Source organism: Streptomyces sp. NPDC002896 (assembly GCF_040295225.1).
Taxonomy (GTDB): Bacteria; Actinomycetota; Actinomycetes; order Streptomycetales; family Streptomycetaceae; genus Streptomyces.
This window is the reverse complement of sequence record NZ_JBEOVA010000024.1, coordinates 55,665-73,753: the sequence shown is the minus strand read 5'-3', so window position 1 is coordinate 73,753 and position 18,089 is coordinate 55,665. Positions and strand designations below refer to the sequence as shown.

Sequence of the window (18,089 nt, the reverse complement as noted above, 5' to 3'; positions counted from 1 at the left end):
CAAGCCGCGCTCGTAATCTCTTGAGATGCATGGGGACTCCAGAGAAACGAGCCAGGCCCGGTGGACGTGGCGGCGTGAGGAAATGTGGAACATGCAGGTCAGAGCCCGGTTCCTTGGCCGGGCTGGCTGACGGGGCGAGACAGTAGACGCGCATTCCGGCCGCACCAAATGACCACAGCCGCCAGCCGGGGAGCGCGAACGCCGTCGGACTAGGTACGGCCGTGATCACCGGCTACTGTCCGGCGCGTTCGTCCCTCTCCCCGGAGAAAGGCCCGCGCTCTTGAGCTACACGCTGCACCGCGGCGACGCCCTAACAGTCCTGCAGACCATCCCCGACGCGAGCGTCCACGCCGTCATCACCGACCCGCCCTACAACTCCGGAGGCCGTACCAGCGCCGAGCGCACCAGCCGCAGCGCCCGGGACAAGTACGTCACCAGCAACAGCGCTCACGAACTCGCCTCCTTCCCCGGCGAGAACCGCGACCAGCGCAGCTACCGAGCGTGGCTCACCGACCTGCTCACCGAGTCCTACCGGGCCTCCGTCGAGCACGCGCCCGCCCTCGTTTTCACGGACTGGAGGCAGCTGCCCACCACAACAGACGCACTCCAGATGGCCGGTTGGACTTGGCAGGGACTGATCCCGTGGCTCAAGCCGGCCAGTCGCCCGCGCAAGGGAGGCTTCAAACAGTCCGCCGAATTTATCGTCTGGGGCACTAAGGGACGCCTCGACAACGCTCGAGACCTCTACCTCCCCGGCGACTTCACCGCCTCCCAACCCCGCAAGGACCGCGTCCACATCACCCAGAAACCCATGGACGTCATGCGCCAGCTCGTCCAGATCTGCCGCGAAGACGGCACCGTCCTCGACATGTTCACCGGCAGCGGCTCAACCGGCATCGCTGCACTCCGCGAAGGCCGCGACTTCATCGGCATCGAACTCTCGGACCACTACGCCGAGATCGCCGAGGAACGACTGCGCGCCGAACTCACCCAGCAGGACGTCGAACTCGCAGGACCGGAGGCGTGATGTCCAGATTGACTGGGCAACCACCAGACTTCAGAACGGCGGGCCACCAACAACACGGTGGCCCGCCCTCTTCCTTGCAGACGCCACTCTCTCTCGAAGGCCGCCATGATCAGCGGCCGAACACGCTCAAGATTCGCCGCCGAGCCAATACGAACCTCCAGGCCACCGGTGCCGCGACGACCGAACGCCCGTACGGTCAGCGCTGGGACGTAAACCGTCGGTGATCTCGCGTGAGGTGGCCCGCAACGGAGGCCAGGGTGCCTATTCGGCACAGGCGGCCCAGGATCGCGCGGACGCGCAGCGCCGTCGGGTGAGGGCCGCAAAACCGGAGGGCCTCGAGTACCAGAAGCTCGCAATTGCCGGCGCCAGCGACGGCATCCTCCCGCGCACCGCTCTCATCTCGCACTGGTCTCGCTGCTGACCGAGCGAGGCCCGGGCCCCACGGCGTCTGCCTGCGCCCTCGGCCTGGGCGGCGCGGGCCAGAAGCTCGGCCAAACCTTTACGCCGCTCTGGTCCGCCGCACATACGTCACCAGTCGCACGTCGCGCGATGCACGCACGATCCTCAAGTCACACGATCAAAAAACCTTGTTGGATCGGCGAGAGCTGGTCAGGAAGTCGCCAGGCGCTTGCGCACTTCGGCCATTCGGGCTGAAAGGGCTCTCTTTTCACGCGCCCTCACGTTCGCGGACCCTGAAAGGGAGGGAAAAGCGCGCGGGCAGTGCCGAGGGGAGCCGCGATGTCCGGACCGCTCTATGTTCCCGTTCTGCCGGCTCGGCCGCATGCGGCCGAGGCCTATCGACGTCTGCGGCCGGACGTCCGGGCCGCGCTCATGCCACTGTGGAATCTTCCGCCACTGCCTGCCGTGGCGCCGGCAGGGCTACACCGCGCCGTCCGGAAGTTCGTCGACCCGGTGAGCGGGGCCCATCGACATCATGGCGGATGGATCGACGCTCCCTTCGCCGAGGACGCGCAGATCTCCTCGCTCGCCGACGCCCTGTTCGTCTATAGCGAGCTGGGCCGGCTGCGCCCGGTCACGGGGCCGGAACGGACCGAGGCGCAGCAGACCGCGGCCCTGGAGACGGCCCGCAGTTGCGACGGTGTCGGCGTCCGCGTGCGCGTCACGACGGAGTGGGACGGTGACACCGCCGAAGCCGTTCGCAGCCTCCTGGCCCGGGCAGATCCGGCCGTGCCCGTCGATCTGCTGCTGGACATGAGCAGCGTCCTCGGCGACCGGCCCGACGCGGGCAAGGAGGCACTGCGCGCCCTCGACGCGCTGGTTCCCCTGACACCGTGGCGGACCGTCTCCGTTCTCGCAGGAGGATTCCCCCGCGTCACGGGCGACATGCTGGAACACGGCTTGCGGGAAGAACCTCGCACCGACTGGCACATGTGGCACGAGGTACGGGCGAGCGGCCGCGCCTACCTTCCGCTGCTCGGGTACGGCGACTACGGCGTGCAGCCTGCCGGCGCTCTTACCCAGGCACCGACGCCGGACAGCAAAGGAGGCCCGCCCTGGGGCGTTCTCCGTTACACCACCGAGCGCTCTTTCGTTCTCTGCAAGGTTCTGGCTCGGGGAGCCGACCGGATCGCGGTCAACCGGCGGGCGGCCCGGCAGATCCTCGACCTGCCCGAGTTCAGGGGAGCGACCGCCGGGGCCGGAGAGTGCTGGCTGCGCGCTTGCGCGGACGGGCCCGCCACATCCGGAGAGGACACGGGCGGACCCACTGAGTGGCTCTGGGCGGGCAACGTCCAGCACATGACTTACGTCGTCCGGTGCCTCCCCATCAGCTGAATCGGCCGGGGCACGGCTGGGCTCAGTCGAACAGCAGCGTCAGCATCTTCTCGCCCGCCAGGATCCGCCACGCCGGCACCCGCACCGTGCGGCCCACCGGGCAGCCTTCGCCCCGTAGCCGCCGGACGACAGCCCGATCAGCAGGTCCCCTCGCGTGTGGATCAGCCGCAGGTGCCGTGCCGGGTCACCGCCGGGCGGCGGGCCGGGGTCGATCAGTACCGCCGTGTTCTTCCCGGCCTCGGTGAACAGCAGGTCCACCGGGTGTCCGCCGACCATCGCCGCCCGTTCCACTTCGGTGATCCCGCGCGCGGCGAGGTACTGCTGGAGCCGGTCGGCGAGCCCCTCGCGGAACCCGGTCACCGAGGTGGCCGTCACCACCGGCACGCCGTCCTCACCCGTCCGCCCCAGCGGCATCAAGCGACTCGCGAGCAGCGTCGGCAGACCGCTCTGCCCCTGCCAGAACGCGTGACCGCCCACGGTGATCAGCTGCGACTTGGCCCGGGTGACCGCCACATTCCACAGGTTGACCTGGCTCGCCACCCAGTGCGCCGTCCTCGACGGCGTGTTGTGCGTGGCCACCGGGCTCAGCACCATCACGTCGCGCGGCCCGCCCTGGAAGGCGTGCACCGATCCGACCCGGACCCGATCGTCGTCGCGCCACATCCGCGCCAGTGCCTCCTTCTGCGCCCGGAACGGCGTGACCACCCCCACCGTGGCGTCCTGCGGCAGCCGCGCCAGCAGTTCGTCCACCACCCGCCGCACGGCCTCCGCCTCCGCCGCGTTGCGCCAGGACCGGGTCGTGTCCCTTCTCGTGGTGTAGCCGATCATCCGGCGGTCGTGCTGGTGGTGTTGGGTAGCGCGGGGGCGCCGTGCTGATCGGCTGCGTGGTACGAGGAGTACACGTGGTACGTGAGCCGGTGGCCCTCCAGATGTGCCGCGCTCAGCCCGGCCCTGACCCGCGCCTGCTGTTCCTGCTGCGGTGACACGCCGGGGATGTGCCCCAGTTGCATGGGGTCGCCGATAATCAGCGCTCGGCGCGCCCGGAACAGCAGCGGCAGCACGGACGGGATGGAACACTGGCTCGCCTCGTCGATGACGACGAGGTCGAAGAGTTTTGGCGTGAGTTCCAGCTGGCGCACCGAATGGGTGCTGATGGCCCACCCCTTGATGTGGGCCATCAGGTTCCTCTGGCTCCGCTGGTAGCCCGAGCGTCCCCGCAAAGCCTGGAGCCGCTGGCCCATGAGCCCGCGTGCCCTCGCCAACGCCTCGGCCGACACTGCCCGGGACAGCTCCGCCGACAGTTCGGACAGTGCTTCCGCCGTCGCGAGCCGCGACTGCCTCAGCCGGTCCTCGTCCTATCCCGTGTGCCGGGGTACGAGCTCCCGCACCTCCTGTTCCACGGCCACCGCGTCCGCCAGCGACTCCAGCAGCTCGGGCGGCACCGGCCGCTCGGTCGCCCACGCCGGCCACGACGGCCGATCCCCGTCCGGGACATCAGCCCCGGCCGAGACCAGCGCGCCGAGTGCCCGTCCCCGGCGCCACGGGCCGAGCAGCCACCAGCTGGTCCGGGCCACCTTCCTTGCCCTGTCCTCCCAGCGCCCCAGGACGCCCACGCCGTCCTCGTCGGCCGCCCAGACGCCTTCCAGGAGCGGCAGCGGCAGATCCAGCGCGGCCGCCTGCTGCTCCCGGTTCCGGAGCAGTTCCAGCAGCCGCTCCTCCTCGCCGACGCGGCGTGCCGCCTCCGCCCGCAGCCCGTCCGCCGTCCCACGGGTGTTACGTAATTCCCCGCCCACGGTCGCCGATCCGCGCCGCGGGGCCTGGGCGGGCTCACCGAGCAGCTGCTCCAGCTTCGCCGCCTCCCGCTCCAGAGCCTCGGCATTGCCTGTGCGCATCAGCAGGCCCGGCGCGATCTGCGGTTGCAGGCACTGGGACGGGGAGATCGAAGAAGAGGCCGACTGGCTGGCCGGTAATCTCTTCATCACTAACGAGGCGGAGTGGTCCATCGTCAGGCGTGGGACCAGCCCTGAGGCAGCGATGCTCCAGTTCGGAATCGGCAGGCGCACGTTGACCTGGTGTTTGAACATGAATGGTGCGCGTGCCCGCCGTGTCCGATCGGCCAGTTGAAGTGCCCTGCGTCGGCATCAACACGTAAGGTCGCCGGAAGCGCGTCCTCATCGCCGCGCGAGCACCCAGGTCCAGCCGTTCCCGGATTCGGACCCGGTGCCTATCAGCAGACGCTGCTCATATGAGGGCCAGCGTGTCGAGGCGAGCACGCGTGAGCGCGACGTAGAGGGCGCGATGGTCGGCCTGTGCAGGGTCGAGGCCGAGCGCCAGGGCCGATGCGTCTGCCCCGCTCAGCCTTATGCCTACTGTGTTCCACTCGCGCCCCTTGGATTGGTGACAGGTCAGGCCAGGCACTAGCTGGTCATCTCCAAGCCGCAGTTGTAGACGAGCCAGTGCGCGGAGCGGCTTGCGCGCGTGCTGTTGCGCAGCGACCGCCGGAATGCGGTCGGCCAGGGTGTCTGTCAGGCTTTCCCACACCAGCGATGGCGGGGTGCCGCCTTTGAGGTGAGTGACGGCTTCCTGCAGGCAGGGGCGGAGGGTTGTCGCTAGATTTTCCTTCTCCAGGCCGAGTGTGACCAGAGCATCGTGCAGGAACACTGCCTGCAGGCCGAGCGCATTCTGAGTGATCTCGTTGAGGAGCAGGGTGCATATCGCCTCTTGGACCTGACCAACGCGAGGCTTGATGGCGAGGGGAAGGACGTGTGGATCGGAGTCCCACAGAGTTTTCCATTTGTGTGCAAGGACTACGGTAGTTGTCAAGTCAAATGAGACGTTTACATCGCTATGAGCTTTGTGGTTCGAGTTGCGCTCGTTTGTTGGGGTCGTTGATCCAGACCTGGCCGGGTATCTCGGGTGGTTTCGGTCGTCGGGCGAAGCGTTCGGGGCGGCGTTCGTAGGCCTCGGCGAGGGCGACGGCCCGCTGGTCCCTCACCTCCTGGGCGGTGCCGAAATGGACCGAGGCGGGAGTGTGCAGGCCGATCCCGGAGTGCCGGTGGTCGTGGTTGTAGTAGGTGATGAACGCCTCCATCCATTCCCGGGCGTGCGCCAGGGAGTCGAAGCGTTCGGGGTAGTCGGGTGCGTACTTGGTGGTGCGGAACTGGCTTTCGCTGAAGGGGTTGTCGTTGCTCACCCGGGGACGGGAATGACTCCGGGTGACACCGAGGTCGATCAGCAGCTGGGAGACCTTCTTGCTGGTCATGGACGTGCCGCGGTCCGCGTGGACGGTGTGGGGCACGATGCCGTTGCGCTCGATGGTCTCGCGGATCAACTCTTCGGCCCGCTCGGCCGTTTCAACCAGTTCGACGGTGTGCCCGACGATGTAGCGGCTGAAGATGTCGATGATCACGTAGGCGTGGTACCAGATGCCTTTGGCCGGGCCGGGCAGCCGCGTGATGTCCCACGTGAACACCTCCGAGGGCCCGTTCGCGACCAGCTCGGGAATCGTCCTGGGCGGGTGGGTGGCCTGCCGGCGGCGTTCACCGTTCTGCCCGGCAGCGGCCAGGATCCGGTACATCGTCCGCTCCGAACACCAGTAGTTCCCCGCGTCCAGCTCACGCGCCCACACCTGGGCGGGCGGCAGGTCGACGTACTCCGGCCGGTTTCTCGGGGACGGTGCGGTCTTCGGCTTCGGGTTGAGGTGACGGTAGTGGGTGGCGCGCGACCGACCGGTCAGCCGGCAGGCAGCCGTGGTCCCCAACTGGCCCTGGACAACCGCGAACGCCTCGTCGATCACCGGCGCGGCGGCGTGCTTCAGTCCGCGCTCTCGGAGAGCAGTTCCAAGAGCGCGTTGGCTTTTCCCATGACTTCCAGGGCTGCGTCGCGGCGGGCCAGGTCCTTCTCCAACTGGGCGACCTTCTTGCGCAGCCGTTCCAGCTCGGCCTGCTCGGCCGCCTTCTTCGGACGGGCGACAGAGGTCCGCTGGTCGGTCAGGGCGTCCAGGGCGCCGGCCTCGCGGGCCTGGCGCCACTCGATCACGTGCGAGTGGTACAGCCGCTCACGCCGCAGGATCGCGCCCTTCTCCCCGGTCGGGGCGGCGTCGTACTCGGCGACGATCCGCAGTTTGTACTCCGCGGAGAACGTCCGCCGCTTCGGACGGGGCGCCGGATCCGATCCGGAGCTACGGGGGGTGGTGCTGGCCATGCCGGGGTGTACTCCTGTCTCGCCCTTCCAGCCTAACCCGGCAAAGCGGGCGTCTCAGCCGAGGCTGTCAGAGAGGGCTTCGGGTCAATTGTTCGCTGGGCTTCCTCGACGAGGTGCTCGTTGCCCGGAGTGATCGCCGGCTCGAGGGTGGGGTGGCTGATGAAGGCTTGGACAACGGAGGCATCGTGCTCGGCCAGCCACTTGGGCGTATCGCGCGCGCTGTCGAAGGGGAGGTCGCTGTCGCTGTCACGGAGGATGGCCAGCTTCGTGCACAATTCCGCCCCCGGTGTAGCCAGGAGATGGGCGGCCCATTGGCCTACCTTGGTGCCCACGGGGACGATGCTCAGGGCATCAATAAAGGCTTGCTTCGCTTCGTCGTCGGCTGCCCAGGCGCGGCCGAACTCTCGCACCACGGCGCCTTCCGTCACTCCTTCGACCAAAAGCAGGCGCTCGGCGAAGAGTGCCGATGAACGGCTCGCGTCGAGGTGCAGTCTGGCCATGCGCAGCGTGGCATCGCGATGCTGGGGCGGGACGACGTCCTTGACGCAGCGACTGATGCTTCCGTGGCTGGTGCGACGCACGACGACGAGCTCCGCAGGGTCGCAGGCGGTGATGATGTCGGTCGCGTGACTGGTGAGGATCACCTGCAGCTCGGGTCGCGATTTGACGGTTCTGCGCAGGTAGCGGACCAGTGAGTGCTGTAGCTGGGGGTGGAGGTGCGCCTCGGGCTCCTCGATGATGACCGTTGCGTGGAAGGGTGCCGTGGAGAAGAAGGAGTCTTCCTCGGAAGCCGCTTCGGCTTGTGCTTGGGCCAGGTTCTCGAAGGCTTGCCTCGCCTGCTCCTCCTCGGAGAGGGACCCGTGATCGCCGGTTCCTTCCGGCGAGTTCGGCGAAGCGAGGGGGACTTCGTTGGAGTCGGGTATTGCAGCCAACGTCACCGCAGTATGCAGGAGGTTGACATACCCCAGCCCGGAAACTTCCAGGGGACGGGCTGCCGAGCGGCCTTCGATGACGGCGAGCATAATTTCCAGGACGCGCGCGAGGTAGGTGTCGTCGATGACCTGGCCGCGGACGTAAGGCCATTGCCGACTTACTCCGGCAGACAACCTGCCCAAGTGTTCGCCGATCCGTGCCTCGACGGCGTCGATCAAGCTATCTTTTGCAAGGTCCTCCAACAGCTGAGAGGCACGGGCCCGTAGAGCCACCAGGTTGCGGCTGCCGTGGAGTTCCTGCTGCCGCGCCCGTAGCAGCTCGACCAGGATGCGTACCTCGCGTCGAGCCAGTTCGTCCAGCGGATGACGCCAGGCGGGAAGGTAGATCAGTTTGAACTGGTCAAGCTTCCGCGTAACTCCGTGGCTGTTGGTCAGGCGGGAGGTGACCGTCCCCAGTTGTCGGTGAAGGGAGACACTCCAGGATTCAGCGTCTCCACCGAGGCGCCGGTGCCCCGTGGTGTGAAGCTCGCGGCCAAGCCGCCCCTCCGCGTCGAGGTCGTCTCCCAGCGCATAGGTGATATCGACGCTGCGCTCTATGCCGGCATCAGGTGATGCCAGGACAGCTGAAGTCGGCCTCGGTAGCACGGGAAACCGGCTCCCTGGGTGTGCGAGGTAGAGCGCGTCTGTGAGTGTCGTCTTGCCCGCGCCGTTCGCACCGATCAGCACACTGAATCTGCCGGGAAGGTCGCAGCTCATTGGAGTCTCTGCGCTCGCGCGCAGACCGCTCACCTCGACACGGCTCAGATGCATGCCAGATCCCCCGATCGACTCGGTCACTCTGCGAACATCATCGCTCAGTGATGCGCTGTGCAGCCCCCTCTTTTGATCGCTGTGCCACCTGTCCCGCGGGCGTCTTGCACTGCCCGTCGTCGATTGAGGTATGTGTGCCCCCTTCCCGCTGATGCCTCCCCGGCTGCTCGGCTGGCACGGTCTTGTGCCGGGATCAACGAGTTTTCGCCGAAGCGGCTTGTGGTACGAGCTACGCGCGGATGTCGGCACGACTCTCGGCATGCAGCCCCCGCCGTAGGGCAGTCACCACCTTCTGCGCGAGCCCATCGGAAACCTCGAAGATCACGTCCTGCAACGCGGAGGGGGCAGCATGCGGCCAGAAGAGGAGCGCCCCTTGGCGCTGCTGGCGTCTCCGCCACTCCAGAACGTCCACGTGGGCAGAACCCCATGATGGACCTGCGCAGCGAAGGCGTCGAACTGCACGCCGCCCGAGTGGACCCCGGGGGGCCTGCCACCGGACCCAGCGGCCATCCACGGTGCTCCCCGTCCGCGTCGGCCAGCGGCACCCCGCCGACTAGTGCCGCATCAGGCAACGTTCGCCCTGTCCACGATCTCGCGGAGTCGTTCGTCGGCGGCGTGCTTGTTCCGCCAGATGATGTAGCGGCGGATCATGCTTCCCTGCTCCTTGTGGCTGGCGTGGTCGGTGCCGTCCAGCGCGAAGTAGCGCAGGGCAGTGAACTGGGCCTCGATCCGGTTCAGCCAGGAGCTGTTGGTCGGCGTGTAGGCGAACTCGACGTTGTTGCCTGTGGCCCAGTCGCCGACCCGGGTGTCCTTCTTGGTGGTCAGGTGCGGGGAGAAGTTGTCGAGCACGATCGCGATGCGGATCTTGGGCGGGTAGAGGCTGCGCAGGTAGCGGCAGAATTCCAGGAACTTCGTCCTGTTCTTCTTCGGTTTGATGTGGCCGTAGAGCCTGTCGTTGCCCAGGTCGTAGGCGGCGAACAAGTGCCTGACTCCATGCGGGCGGGTGTAGGTCGCCCGCCGGCGTGGTCTGGGTTCCCGGTCGGGATCCTTGTGCCGGCCGCCGCGCTCGGCCCACTGCCGGCCGGGGTGGGGCTGGAGGTTGAGCGGCCCGAACTCGTCCATGCAGAAAACGACTTCGGGCTCGCCTTCCTCGGGTATGACCTCGCCGTCGGCGATCGCGTAGAGATGCTCGACGCGGGCCTTCTTGGCCGCGTAGTCCGGGTCGCGTGAGGTCTTCCAGGTCTTTATGCGTTGAAAGGAGACGCCCTCCTCGCGGAGCAGGACCCGAAGGCCCTCGTGGCTGATGTCGTCGACCACCCCCTCGGCGACCAGGAAGTCGGCCAGTTTGGCCAGGCTCCAGGTCGAGAACGGCAGGCCGTGCTCGGCCGGCTTGGACTTGGCGATCTTCTTGATCTCCCGACGTTCTGGGAGGGTGAAGGTTCTCGGCCGCCCACCCTTGTACTTGGGGTAGAGCGAGTCGAAGCCGTCGGCGTTGAAGTTGTGGAGCACGTCCCGGACGCGGTCCGGGCTGGTGAATGTCACCTCGGCGATCTTCGCCACGGACATGCCCTGGGCGGATAACAGCACCATCTGGGCCCGCCGCCAGGTCACCACTGAACCGCTGCCTCTTCGGATGATCCGCAGCAACCGCCTGCCCTCGTCGTCGTCAATCTCCCGGACCCGCACACGTTCAGCCACGTGATCATTCTGGCCGTCCGACACCGCCCAGCGCAGCAAATCGAGCGATGCGTCACGACAGGGCGAACGTTGCCTGATGCGGCACTAGTGTCCTGCGCCTGAAATCGCAGGCTTAAGTCTCTTGCTGATTCTGGGTGGCTGGTGGAGTGACCTTGGTGAGGTAGTCGGCGAGGGATTTGAGGATCTCGTCAGCGGTCTTGGTCCAGGTGAAGGGCCTGGGGTTCTCGTTCCACGAGTCGATCCAGGCCCTGATGTCGTCCTCCAGCGCCTTCACCGAGGTGTGGACGCCGCGGCGAATGAGCTTGTCGGTCAGCAGGCCGAACCACCGCTCGACCTGGTTGATCCAGGAGGAGCCAGTCGGAGTGAAGTGGACATGGAAGCGGGGGTGCTTGCCAAGCCAGGTCTTGATCTCGGGGGTGTTGTGGGTGGCGTAGTTGTCACACACCAGGTGCACATCGAGCCCGGCGGGAACCGCCTTGTCTATCGTGAGCAGAAACTTCTTGAACTCGACCGCCCGGTGGCGGCGGTGCAGTTCACCGATGACAGTGCCGTCGGCGATGTTGAACGCGGCGAACAGGCTGGTGATGCCGTGCCGCAGGTAGTCGTGGGTGCGGCGTTCGGGCATGCCGGGCATCATCGGCAGCACCGGCTGGGAGCGGTCCAGCGCCTGGATCTGGCTTTTCTCGTCCACGCACAACACCACGGCCTTCTCGGGCGGGTTGTGATACAGGCCGACGACGTCGACGACCTTTGCGACGAACTGCGGGTCGGTGGAGAGCTTGAAGGCATCCTGCAGGTGCGGCTTGAGGTCGAACTTCTTCCAGATCCGCCCGATGGTGGACTTCGACAGCCCGGTGCGGGCGGCCATGGAGGCCCGCGACCAGTGCGTGTCCTGGCCCGGGGTGGATTCCAGCGTCGCGACGACAACGTCCTCAACCTGGTCGAGCAGGATGGACGGCGGCCGACCGGGCCGCGGCTCGTCGACCAGACCGTCCAGCCGCCGCTTGACGAACCGGGCTCGCCAGCGGTTCACCGACCGCTCGCTCACACCGAGTTCGGCCGCCACCTGCTTATTCGTCCCGCCCTCCGCGCACCGCAGCACGATCCTCGCGCGCAGAGCCAGGAACTGCGCGGTCTTCGCGCGCCTCGCCCAACGCGTCAGCAGAGCCCGTTCGTCATCGCTGAGCACCAGCTCCGACTTGCGCCGGCCCGACCGCGGCTCATCCGTAAGTCCGGCCATCCGCCCAGCAGTAAACCGCGAGCGCCACTTCCTCACCGTGTCCGCGGTTACCTTGAACTCCGCCGCCACACGTGTATTCGGCTTCCCGTCCGCGCACGCCAAGACGATGCGTGCCCGCTCGACGAGACGGGGTGCCACCGCCCCGCCCGCCCAGCGCAGCAACTCGGCGCGCTCCTCATCGGACAGCACAACTTCGACAGCACGAGGACCCCGAGACATGAAAACAGGCTACAGACTTAAGCCTGCGATTTCAGGCGCAGGACACTAGGTCCAGCTGACACAGGTGCATGGGCGCCTGGCGCTGCAAGCGGCGGTACTGGCGCGGATGCTGTTGTTCCTGCGGGCGGACCAGGCCATTGCGAGACAACACCCGGTGCACCGTCGCACGGGACGGCGCCGCATCCAGCCCGCGGCCGGCGAGCTCGTGGGCGATGCGGCGGGCGCCCCACCGGGGGTGCTGCGACGCAATTGGCAGATCATGGTCTCGACTTCGGCCGACAGCCGTGTGGGACTGGTCCGTGGCCGCCGAGGCCGGTCCGTCAGACCGGGCATGCCCTCCTGCTCGAACCGCCGACGCCAGGTGTGCAGTGTCTGACGGGAGGTCCCGTACCGGGCAGCCACTTCACCGATCGGTGAGCCGCCGAGCACTTCACGGACAGCGCGGTAGCGGTACTCGGCCAACTGCTGCGGATCCATCGCGCCCACCGGAACGTGCCAGCCTCGCCAGTGAGCGAGGACCAACGATCAGCCCGTCACGTCAACTATGTCCAGTAGCACGAATGGTTAAGCATCTCTCGAGACCTCACACCGACACCCCGGGCACGAGATGGTCGACCATACGCATCACGTGCCGCTCCACCGAGAGCGGATAACGGCCCGCGGCGACGTCCAGCCCCGGGCGGCTCCACCCCGGCCCCTCCACGAGCACCGACGTGGCCCCACCCTCACCAAGGGCGGCAACTCGCTCAGTCATCGCACCCGCAGTATCCGATCGAGATCGTTCGGTGACTCCTACCTGCAGCAAGTACCCCGCGGGCGAGCTGGCTTCCAGCCCGTGTGGGCGGCCCGGCTGCCGCTCTCCGGTCGCCCCGGTGGGGTGGGAGGCCGAGTCTCGGAGAGCCCGGCGAGCAGGGCCGTCAGCCCTGCCATCGTCACGCCCAACACGACGAACGAGAACCAGGCGTGCTCCTGTAACCACCCCAGCCAGCCTGGCCATCGACTCATCGGACACGGCGTTCGTGACGAGCCCGACCAGCATTGTGGTCACAGCGCCGCCTGCGGCGACGACGGCGATCGCGATTCCGCGCCGGAGTCTCATACGGACGCCCCAGCAGCCGGGGGAGTGGCCGATTCCCTCCTGGTGCCGCTGATGAGGCACCACGCACTGCCAACCGGCCTGGTCACGAAGGCAATCCCCGAGTACGACGCCTCAACTTCCCTAAAGGAACAGTCCTCGTAGACTTTGGTCAGGGGCGCGTCTGAGCCACGGCGTGCGCCAGCTGCCGCAAGGCGCGCTGGCCCACGGCCACCGCACCATCTTCAGAAGTCCACGCAACCTCTGATGATCACGCGGTGGCTGCTTCCCTATCGGCCCTGGCCACGAACTGTCAATCGGCTCGGGGCCTATTCGGCCTCGCAGGTCGTGGCCTCGGATCCAGTCGGTTTTGTAGACCTCGTGCCGGTACTCTCGCTCTTCTTGCCCGCCTCGATGGGGGCGTAGCGCCGCCGTTGCAGCTCATCGCGTTCAACGTCCGGGATCGTCATCGACTCGGCAAGCACGGCGGCGAGCGCGTCCACTTGAGTGTTGTCGATGTCAGCGTGGAAGAGCCACCGGATGTTCTCGTCGCGCGTGATGAGGTCGATCGCCAAGCGCGCACTTCTGTCCTGTGTGGTCGCTGCTCGGACGTATCGCACTCGGTCGATCGGGATGTCTTGACCGATCTCGCCTTGCTCAAGGAACGCGTTCGTCTTGGCCGTGATGATGCGGCGATCCGTGACGGCGACCAGTGCCTTTACCGCGGCCTTGTCCCTTGCTGCCGCCAACTTCTCCTTCGCTCCGCCGAGGATCGCAGAAAAGGGACCGAGGGCATCGAGCTGATCGGGGAAGCCGAGGACACGTAGGGTCTCACCGTCCTCGAGGAGCCATCGCAGGATGCGAAGGTACGGCTCGAGATCCAGCGATTCGGGTGCGCAGACGACGCCCGGAGCCTCGAGCGGAGGGGCCGGCGGATGGAGAGCATCGGCAAGAGGCTCGATCGTCTCCAGAAGACGGGCGGAGGTTTCGCGGGCTGCCTTCACGTCCTTCCGCTTCCCCGGCAACGGCCATGCGTCGGGTCCGGGGAGCTCGGCGATGATCCGCAGCTCCCGCGTCAGCGCGTCGACGAGGCTCGTCGTCTCGGCGAGAGCGGAGTCGAACTCCGCGCGAGTGTCGCGCGCGATGACCTCGGCGTACTGCGCCTCGGCGGCGTCTTCGCGTCCAGCGGCTCTCGCCCTTGCAGCGCGGAGCGCGTGATACCCGGTCCATGCCTTGACGGAGGACAGGAGGGCGTAGGCGTCGAAGACGATCGCCTCGGCGTTCGTCTGCAGATACTCACGGTGGCTGCGTGCGTCGGGCCGACCGATCTGCCTGACGTGGTCGCGGACGTTCCCCTGGTAGAGCTCAAGCTGCTTCTGCAGCAGCGCTCCACTGCCCGCGACGTCCTCCCACAAGGACGTCGGGACCGATTCGATCTCTCGCGACTGGTCGACCGCGCGATCGATGGCGGCGACGAGCCCCGTCAGTTCGGCCCACTGATCCTTGCGGATGGTGGTGAGGACCTGACTTGTCACCGCGAGGTTGGTCCTGACGAGGCCCGAGACCTCACTCAGCATCATCTGAAGGGCGACCATGGCCAGCGCCGGCCCGAGCGCGGCCGCGGTCTGCGCCTTGCTCACCGCATTCGCGGAGTAGAAGCGGGCCTGATGCAGGATGCGGCCAGGAACCATCACCGCTCCGAGGTTCCCGCCGTCCTTGACGGCGAGCGTCGCGCCGCTCCTCAGCAGGGCCTGTGCCGTGTCGCCGATCCTGTAGAGCCCCTGCACGCTGGCGAACGCGTTTCCGAGATTGCCGACCACCGTCGCCGCGTTCCCGATCGAGGCGAGGATCGCTGAGATCTGCTTGCGGTCGGCCGCCGGCACGATCCCGAAGTCGATCAGGTCGGGCTTCAGCTCCGGAGGGACCTCACCGGCGACGAGAGCCACCCCTGGGAGCACCTCGACCAGGACCGTCGACGCCGTCGTCGAGTCGATGTCCGAGTTGGACGTCGGATCGTCCACAACAGGTGAGTCGGTGGTACTGCTCCGGCCGTTCTCCTCAGGCTCGGCGGTCTCCATCGAGTCCGAAGGATCCTGCATGCGATCTCCTCCCCGCAGGCGCACGCAACGGCCGGACGTCGTCGGCGTTGACTGCCGAAGTCTACGGCTCGACGCCCTGCGGTTCAGCCCGAATCCACCGGGCGGATTCCGGACTGGCTGGTGCCAGTCATGGGTGCACCCGGCGGCGCAGAACCGCTCCAGAAGAGGCTCATGCTCGTTCGCCGGTGGCGAGGCGACGCTGAGGTGCAGCGTGGAAAAACCGACCGCGATGACACGGGTGCCGAACCGGTGTTCCCAGTCGGGGACGACCGCGGAGAACTTCGCTGTGCCGTTTTGGTAGTTGCAGGTCCGGTCCAGCCCGCGGCAGTCAACGCCTCGGCACCGGACGCTGCGGCGACCAGTCCCAGACGTGTCTGTGGGCAGTCGGCGAGGAACGCCTGCGCAGACTCGGCGGCCAGATGGTCGGGGTTCGTTGCCGTTGGCCGGCTGGGCGCGAGGCCGGGCCAGGTCTGTCCGAAGGTGGCCGTGACGGCGAGGCGCCTTTCGGCGTCGAGCATGTCGTCTTCGTCTGGCAGATCTCGATCTGCTCAGACGCCATCATCTGGTGAATTCCCGTGAACAAGAAAATATCTGATGTGGCGTCACCCGCATCGCTAGCCTTGATTCGTCACAGCGAGCCCAACGGGCCCGCCCGCACCATGCTTCAGGACGACCGTGAAGATCAAGCGCGTACGCATCGAGAACTTCTGCTGTCTGCACAAGGTGGACATCGCCTTCGATGAGATCACCTCGTTCATTGGCCCGACCGGCGTGGGCAAGTCCACTGTGCTCCGCGCACTCGATTGGTTCTTCAATGGTGAAAAATCGGTCGCCCTCACCACCGAGGACATGCACTCGGCGGTGGCGGCCGACGGCAGCGAGCGCATCTCGGTCGAGGTCGAGTTCGACGGTCTGACCGAATTCGACCGTACCGCTCTTGGCCGGTATGCCCCCGACGACGCTAGCACCGTCAGCATCTGGCGTACCTGGGACAACGGCGAGGACAAGATCACCGGCAAGGCCCTAGCGTACGCGCCCTTCGAGGAGATCCGGAGCGTTGCCGGTGGCGCTATGCCGAAGCGCAGGGCGTACAACGCGCTTCAGGTGAGCGACCCCGGCCTCGGCCTACCGAGCGTTGGCAGTGAGAAGGCCATGAATGAGGCCATGCTGGCTTGGGAGCGGGACCATCGGGACCAGCTCACCGAGGCCAAGATCGAGGACACCCACTTCTTCGGGTTCGCCGGGCAGAGCAAGCTTGCGGAACTCGTCGACTTCGTCTTCGTCTCCGCCGACCTTCGCGCGTACGAGGAGGCCGACGATCAGAAGGCCTCCGCCATCGCCCGCATCCTTGATCATGCCGTCGACCGCACCGAGGCCGACGCGCAGCTCGGCGAGATCGAGGAGAACGCTCAGCGCGCCCGCCAGCTGGTCCACGACAACATCTACGGACCGGCCCTCAAGGACGTCTCCGCCGCACTCTCCGCCGAGGTCGCCAAGCTCACCACCGGACGGCAGGTCATCGTGACCCCGACCGTACGGGCGCCGAGGCCGGCCAGGACCGCGTTCCAGGTGAGCATCAAGGACGGCGGGGCCGAGACCTCCGTGTCCCGGCAGGGGCACGGATTCCAGCGGGCACTGATCATCGCGGCGCTGAAGTATCTGGCCGACCGCAGGCGGCCGGAGAGCGGGACTCGGACGCTGTGCCTGGCGGTCGAGGAGCCGGAGCTGTTCCAGCATCCGCCGCAGGCGCGGACCTTTGCGAAGGTGTTGCGCGAGCTAGTGACCTCGTCTCCCCAGGGGCGTACGCAGGTGATGTACGCGACGCACAGCCCGGTCTTCATCGACCCCGCCAGCTACCACCAGGTCCGCCGGCTCACTCGTGACGCCGGAGCCGAGCACCCGGTCACCAGGGTGAGGCAGGTGACGGAGGACGAGCTGTGCCGGTCGCTGGAGGGGCTGGTGAAGGAGGGGGCCGTCCGGCGGCGCACTGGGGTCGCGATGGCGGGCTCACTCGCCGAGGCGTTCTTCGCCCATGCGGCGGTGCTGGGCGAGGGAGCGACCGATGGCGCGCTGCTCGAGGGCTGTGCTGAGCGGAACGGGGTCAACCTCGGTGCCGAGGGAATCACCTTCGTCGACGTGACCGGCAGGGACAACCTGCTGCTCAGCCACGCGATCCTCTCGGCGATGGGCGTGCCCTGCCATGTGGTCTTCGACGGTGACGCCGGTATGGAGGAGCGCAAGCGCGAGTCGGTTCGGCATCTCGACGAGGAGAACCGGAGGGAGAAGGAGGCAGCCTTCGAGCAGCAGGCTCGCAAGATCGCGGGGAGCAACGCCGACTGCGATCTACGACCCGCCGCAGCCTGGCAAGGCGATCCTGATCGGGTTGGGCGCGTTCGTCTCCTTCACCACGGCCGTGACCGGTTACTTCAAGTACCGGGAGCGGGCGTTCAACCTCCAGCAGACCGCCGACGCAATCGAGCAGCACGTCACCGCCTACGACCTTGCTATCGCGCCGTACAGTCAGGCTGAGGAGTCGGCGAATCTGGAGCGGCTGGCCGAAAACGTCGAGACGCTGCGGGTGGAGCAGCGTAAACGCGAGCAGCAGCTAGAGCAGCCCCATCAAGGGCAGCACGAGGTCATCTGACCGGACAGCCGCTCGTCCGCGGCTGGGAGCTCTCCCATGCGGATCGCACATCATCAGGCGTGTACTCGAAGAGCAGAGCAGTGTGCTTGCAGGCAGGCTCGAAGCACCAGTGGCTGTACCCGCGGCATCCCCATCCGAGTGCGGGCCGGGCCCGCTTCTGTGTCCGCTCGGCCTCACCGCGCAGCCCGACCGCTAGATTGCTGTGAACGCCGCACCGACGTGGTCCAGGTCTTCCCGAACCGTGACTCGGTCGTCCGCCTCGCTAACGCGGTCCTTGCCGAGCTCCACGACGAATGGATCACGACACGAGACACGACCTTGTATGGGGCGACTCCTCCGCGGCGGTTA

Annotated in this window: 15 protein-coding genes and 3 pseudogenes; 5 read left to right on the top strand and 13 right to left on the bottom strand. The window is 67.1% G+C overall.

The window, feature by feature from the left end; translation table 11 throughout:
* The first annotated feature begins 280 nt into the window (after positions 1–280).
* Together ABT009_RS33685 and ABT009_RS33675 are read left to right on the top strand one after the other, a co-directional pair.
* Entirely contained in the window at positions 281–1,027 is a 747-nt protein-coding gene (locus tag ABT009_RS33685) for a DNA-methyltransferase (protein WP_351303716.1), read from the top strand.
* Between the two features lie 738 nt (positions 1,028–1,765).
* Complete coding sequence (locus ABT009_RS33675) at positions 1,766–2,821, top strand: beta family protein (protein ID WP_351303714.1); 1,056 nt, start codon at positions 1,766–1,768, stop codon at positions 2,819–2,821.
* Between the two features lie 39 nt (positions 2,822–2,860).
* On the opposite strand, the gene ABT009_RS33670 is transcribed toward ABT009_RS33675, so the two are convergent.
* From ABT009_RS33670 to ABT009_RS33610, 13 genes and pseudogenes are all read right to left on the bottom strand, one after another.
* Entirely contained in the window at positions 2,861–3,649 is a 789-nt protein-coding gene (locus ABT009_RS33670; RefSeq protein ID WP_351303711.1) for a C-terminal helicase domain-containing protein, read from the bottom strand.
* Complete coding sequence (locus ABT009_RS33665; protein ID WP_351303709.1) at positions 3,646–3,999, bottom strand: AAA domain-containing protein; 354 nt, start codon at positions 3,997–3,999, stop codon at positions 3,646–3,648. Before ABT009_RS33665 ends, ABT009_RS33670 begins: the two co-directional genes overlap by 4 nt.
* Before the next feature lie 177 nt (positions 4,000–4,176).
* Complete coding sequence (locus tag ABT009_RS33660) at positions 4,177–4,800, bottom strand: hypothetical protein (RefSeq protein ID WP_351303706.1); 624 nt, start codon at positions 4,798–4,800, stop codon at positions 4,177–4,179.
* A gap of 262 nt (positions 4,801–5,062) precedes the next feature.
* A complete protein-coding gene (locus tag ABT009_RS33655; RefSeq protein WP_351303703.1) occupies positions 5,063–5,644 on the bottom strand; it encodes a hypothetical protein in 582 nt (193 codons plus the stop codon).
* A 22-nt stretch (positions 5,645–5,666) separates the two neighbouring features.
* Complete coding sequence (locus tag ABT009_RS33650) at positions 5,667–6,617, bottom strand: DDE-type integrase/transposase/recombinase (RefSeq protein ID WP_351303701.1); 951 nt, start codon at positions 6,615–6,617, stop codon at positions 5,667–5,669.
* Between the two features lie 17 nt (positions 6,618–6,634).
* Complete coding sequence (locus ABT009_RS33645; protein WP_351303698.1) at positions 6,635–7,024, bottom strand: transposase; 390 nt, start codon at positions 7,022–7,024, stop codon at positions 6,635–6,637.
* Positions 7,025–7,056: 32 nt separating this feature from the next.
* Positions 7,057–8,793, bottom strand: coding sequence for an ATP-dependent nuclease (locus ABT009_RS33640; protein WP_351303695.1), 1,737 nt, complete (start codon positions 8,791–8,793; stop codon positions 7,057–7,059).
* A gap of 537 nt (positions 8,794–9,330) precedes the next feature.
* Complete coding sequence (locus ABT009_RS33635; RefSeq protein ID WP_351303692.1) at positions 9,331–10,464, bottom strand: IS630 family transposase; 1,134 nt, start codon at positions 10,462–10,464, stop codon at positions 9,331–9,333.
* A 112-nt stretch (positions 10,465–10,576) separates the two neighbouring features.
* The gene (locus ABT009_RS33630; protein ID WP_351303689.1) at positions 10,577–11,923 is read right to left on the bottom strand and encodes an IS630 family transposase; all 1,347 of its coding nucleotides are present in this window, start codon (positions 11,921–11,923) and stop codon (positions 10,577–10,579) included.
* Between the two features lie 45 nt (positions 11,924–11,968).
* Positions 11,969–12,400, bottom strand: coding sequence for a helix-turn-helix domain-containing protein (locus ABT009_RS33625; protein ID WP_351303687.1), 432 nt, complete (start codon positions 12,398–12,400; stop codon positions 11,969–11,971).
* Between the two features lie 106 nt (positions 12,401–12,506).
* Positions 12,507–12,677, bottom strand: coding sequence for a hypothetical protein (locus ABT009_RS33620; RefSeq protein ID WP_351303684.1), 171 nt, complete (start codon positions 12,675–12,677; stop codon positions 12,507–12,509).
* A 650-nt stretch (positions 12,678–13,327) separates the two neighbouring features.
* Entirely contained in the window at positions 13,328–14,881 is a 1,554-nt protein-coding gene (locus ABT009_RS33615) for a hypothetical protein (protein ID WP_351303682.1), read from the bottom strand.
* Between the two features lie 444 nt (positions 14,882–15,325).
* A pseudogene (locus ABT009_RS33610) lies at positions 15,326–15,415 on the bottom strand (DUF4253 domain-containing protein); the annotation flags it as partial.
* 357 nt (positions 15,416–15,772) lie between these two features.
* Between ABT009_RS33610 and ABT009_RS33605 the strand changes: the two are divergent.
* The 3 genes and pseudogenes from ABT009_RS33605 to ABT009_RS33595 all read left to right on the top strand — a co-directional run.
* Positions 15,773–17,305: pseudogene (locus ABT009_RS33605) on the top strand (ATP-dependent nuclease); the annotation flags it as partial.
* Positions 17,298–17,741, top strand: a complete 444-nt coding sequence (locus ABT009_RS33600) for an SLATT domain-containing protein (RefSeq protein ID WP_351303920.1) — start codon at positions 17,298–17,300, stop codon at positions 17,739–17,741. The pseudogene ABT009_RS33605 and the gene ABT009_RS33600, both read left to right, overlap by 8 nt.
* 207 nt (positions 17,742–17,948) lie before the next feature.
* Positions 17,949–18,050: pseudogene (locus tag ABT009_RS33595) on the top strand (transposase); the annotation flags it as partial.
* Positions 18,051–18,089: the final 39 nt, after the last annotated feature.

What these genes read in the sequence shown, in the direction of transcription:
- ABT009_RS33675 (WP_351303714.1), top strand. Translation starts at nt 1,766, where the DNA reads ATGTCCGGACCGCTCTATGTTCCCGTTCTGCCGGCTCGGCCGCATGCG.
- ABT009_RS33670 (WP_351303711.1), bottom strand. Translation starts at nt 3,649, where the DNA reads ATGATCGGCTACACCACGAGAAGGGACACGACCCGGTCCTGGCGCAAC.
- ABT009_RS33665 (WP_351303709.1), bottom strand. Translation starts at nt 3,999, where the DNA reads ATGGCCCACATCAAGGGGTGGGCCATCAGCACCCATTCGGTGCGCCAG.
- ABT009_RS33660 (WP_351303706.1), bottom strand. Translation starts at nt 4,800, where the DNA reads ATGAAGAGATTACCGGCCAGCCAGTCGGCCTCTTCTTCGATCTCCCCG.
- ABT009_RS33645 (WP_351303698.1), bottom strand. Translation starts at nt 7,024, where the DNA reads ATGGCCAGCACCACCCCCCGTAGCTCCGGATCGGATCCGGCGCCCCGT.
- ABT009_RS33630 (WP_351303689.1), bottom strand. Translation starts at nt 11,923, where the DNA reads ATGTCTCGGGGTCCTCGTGCTGTCGAAGTTGTGCTGTCCGATGAGGAG.
- ABT009_RS33625 (WP_351303687.1), bottom strand. Translation starts at nt 12,400, where the DNA reads ATGGATCCGCAGCAGTTGGCCGAGTACCGCTACCGCGCTGTCCGTGAA.
- ABT009_RS33620 (WP_351303684.1), bottom strand. Translation starts at nt 12,677, where the DNA reads ATGACTGAGCGAGTTGCCGCCCTTGGTGAGGGTGGGGCCACGTCGGTG.
- ABT009_RS33600 (WP_351303920.1), top strand. Translation starts at nt 17,298, where the DNA reads ATGTGGTCTTCGACGGTGACGCCGGTATGGAGGAGCGCAAGCGCGAGT.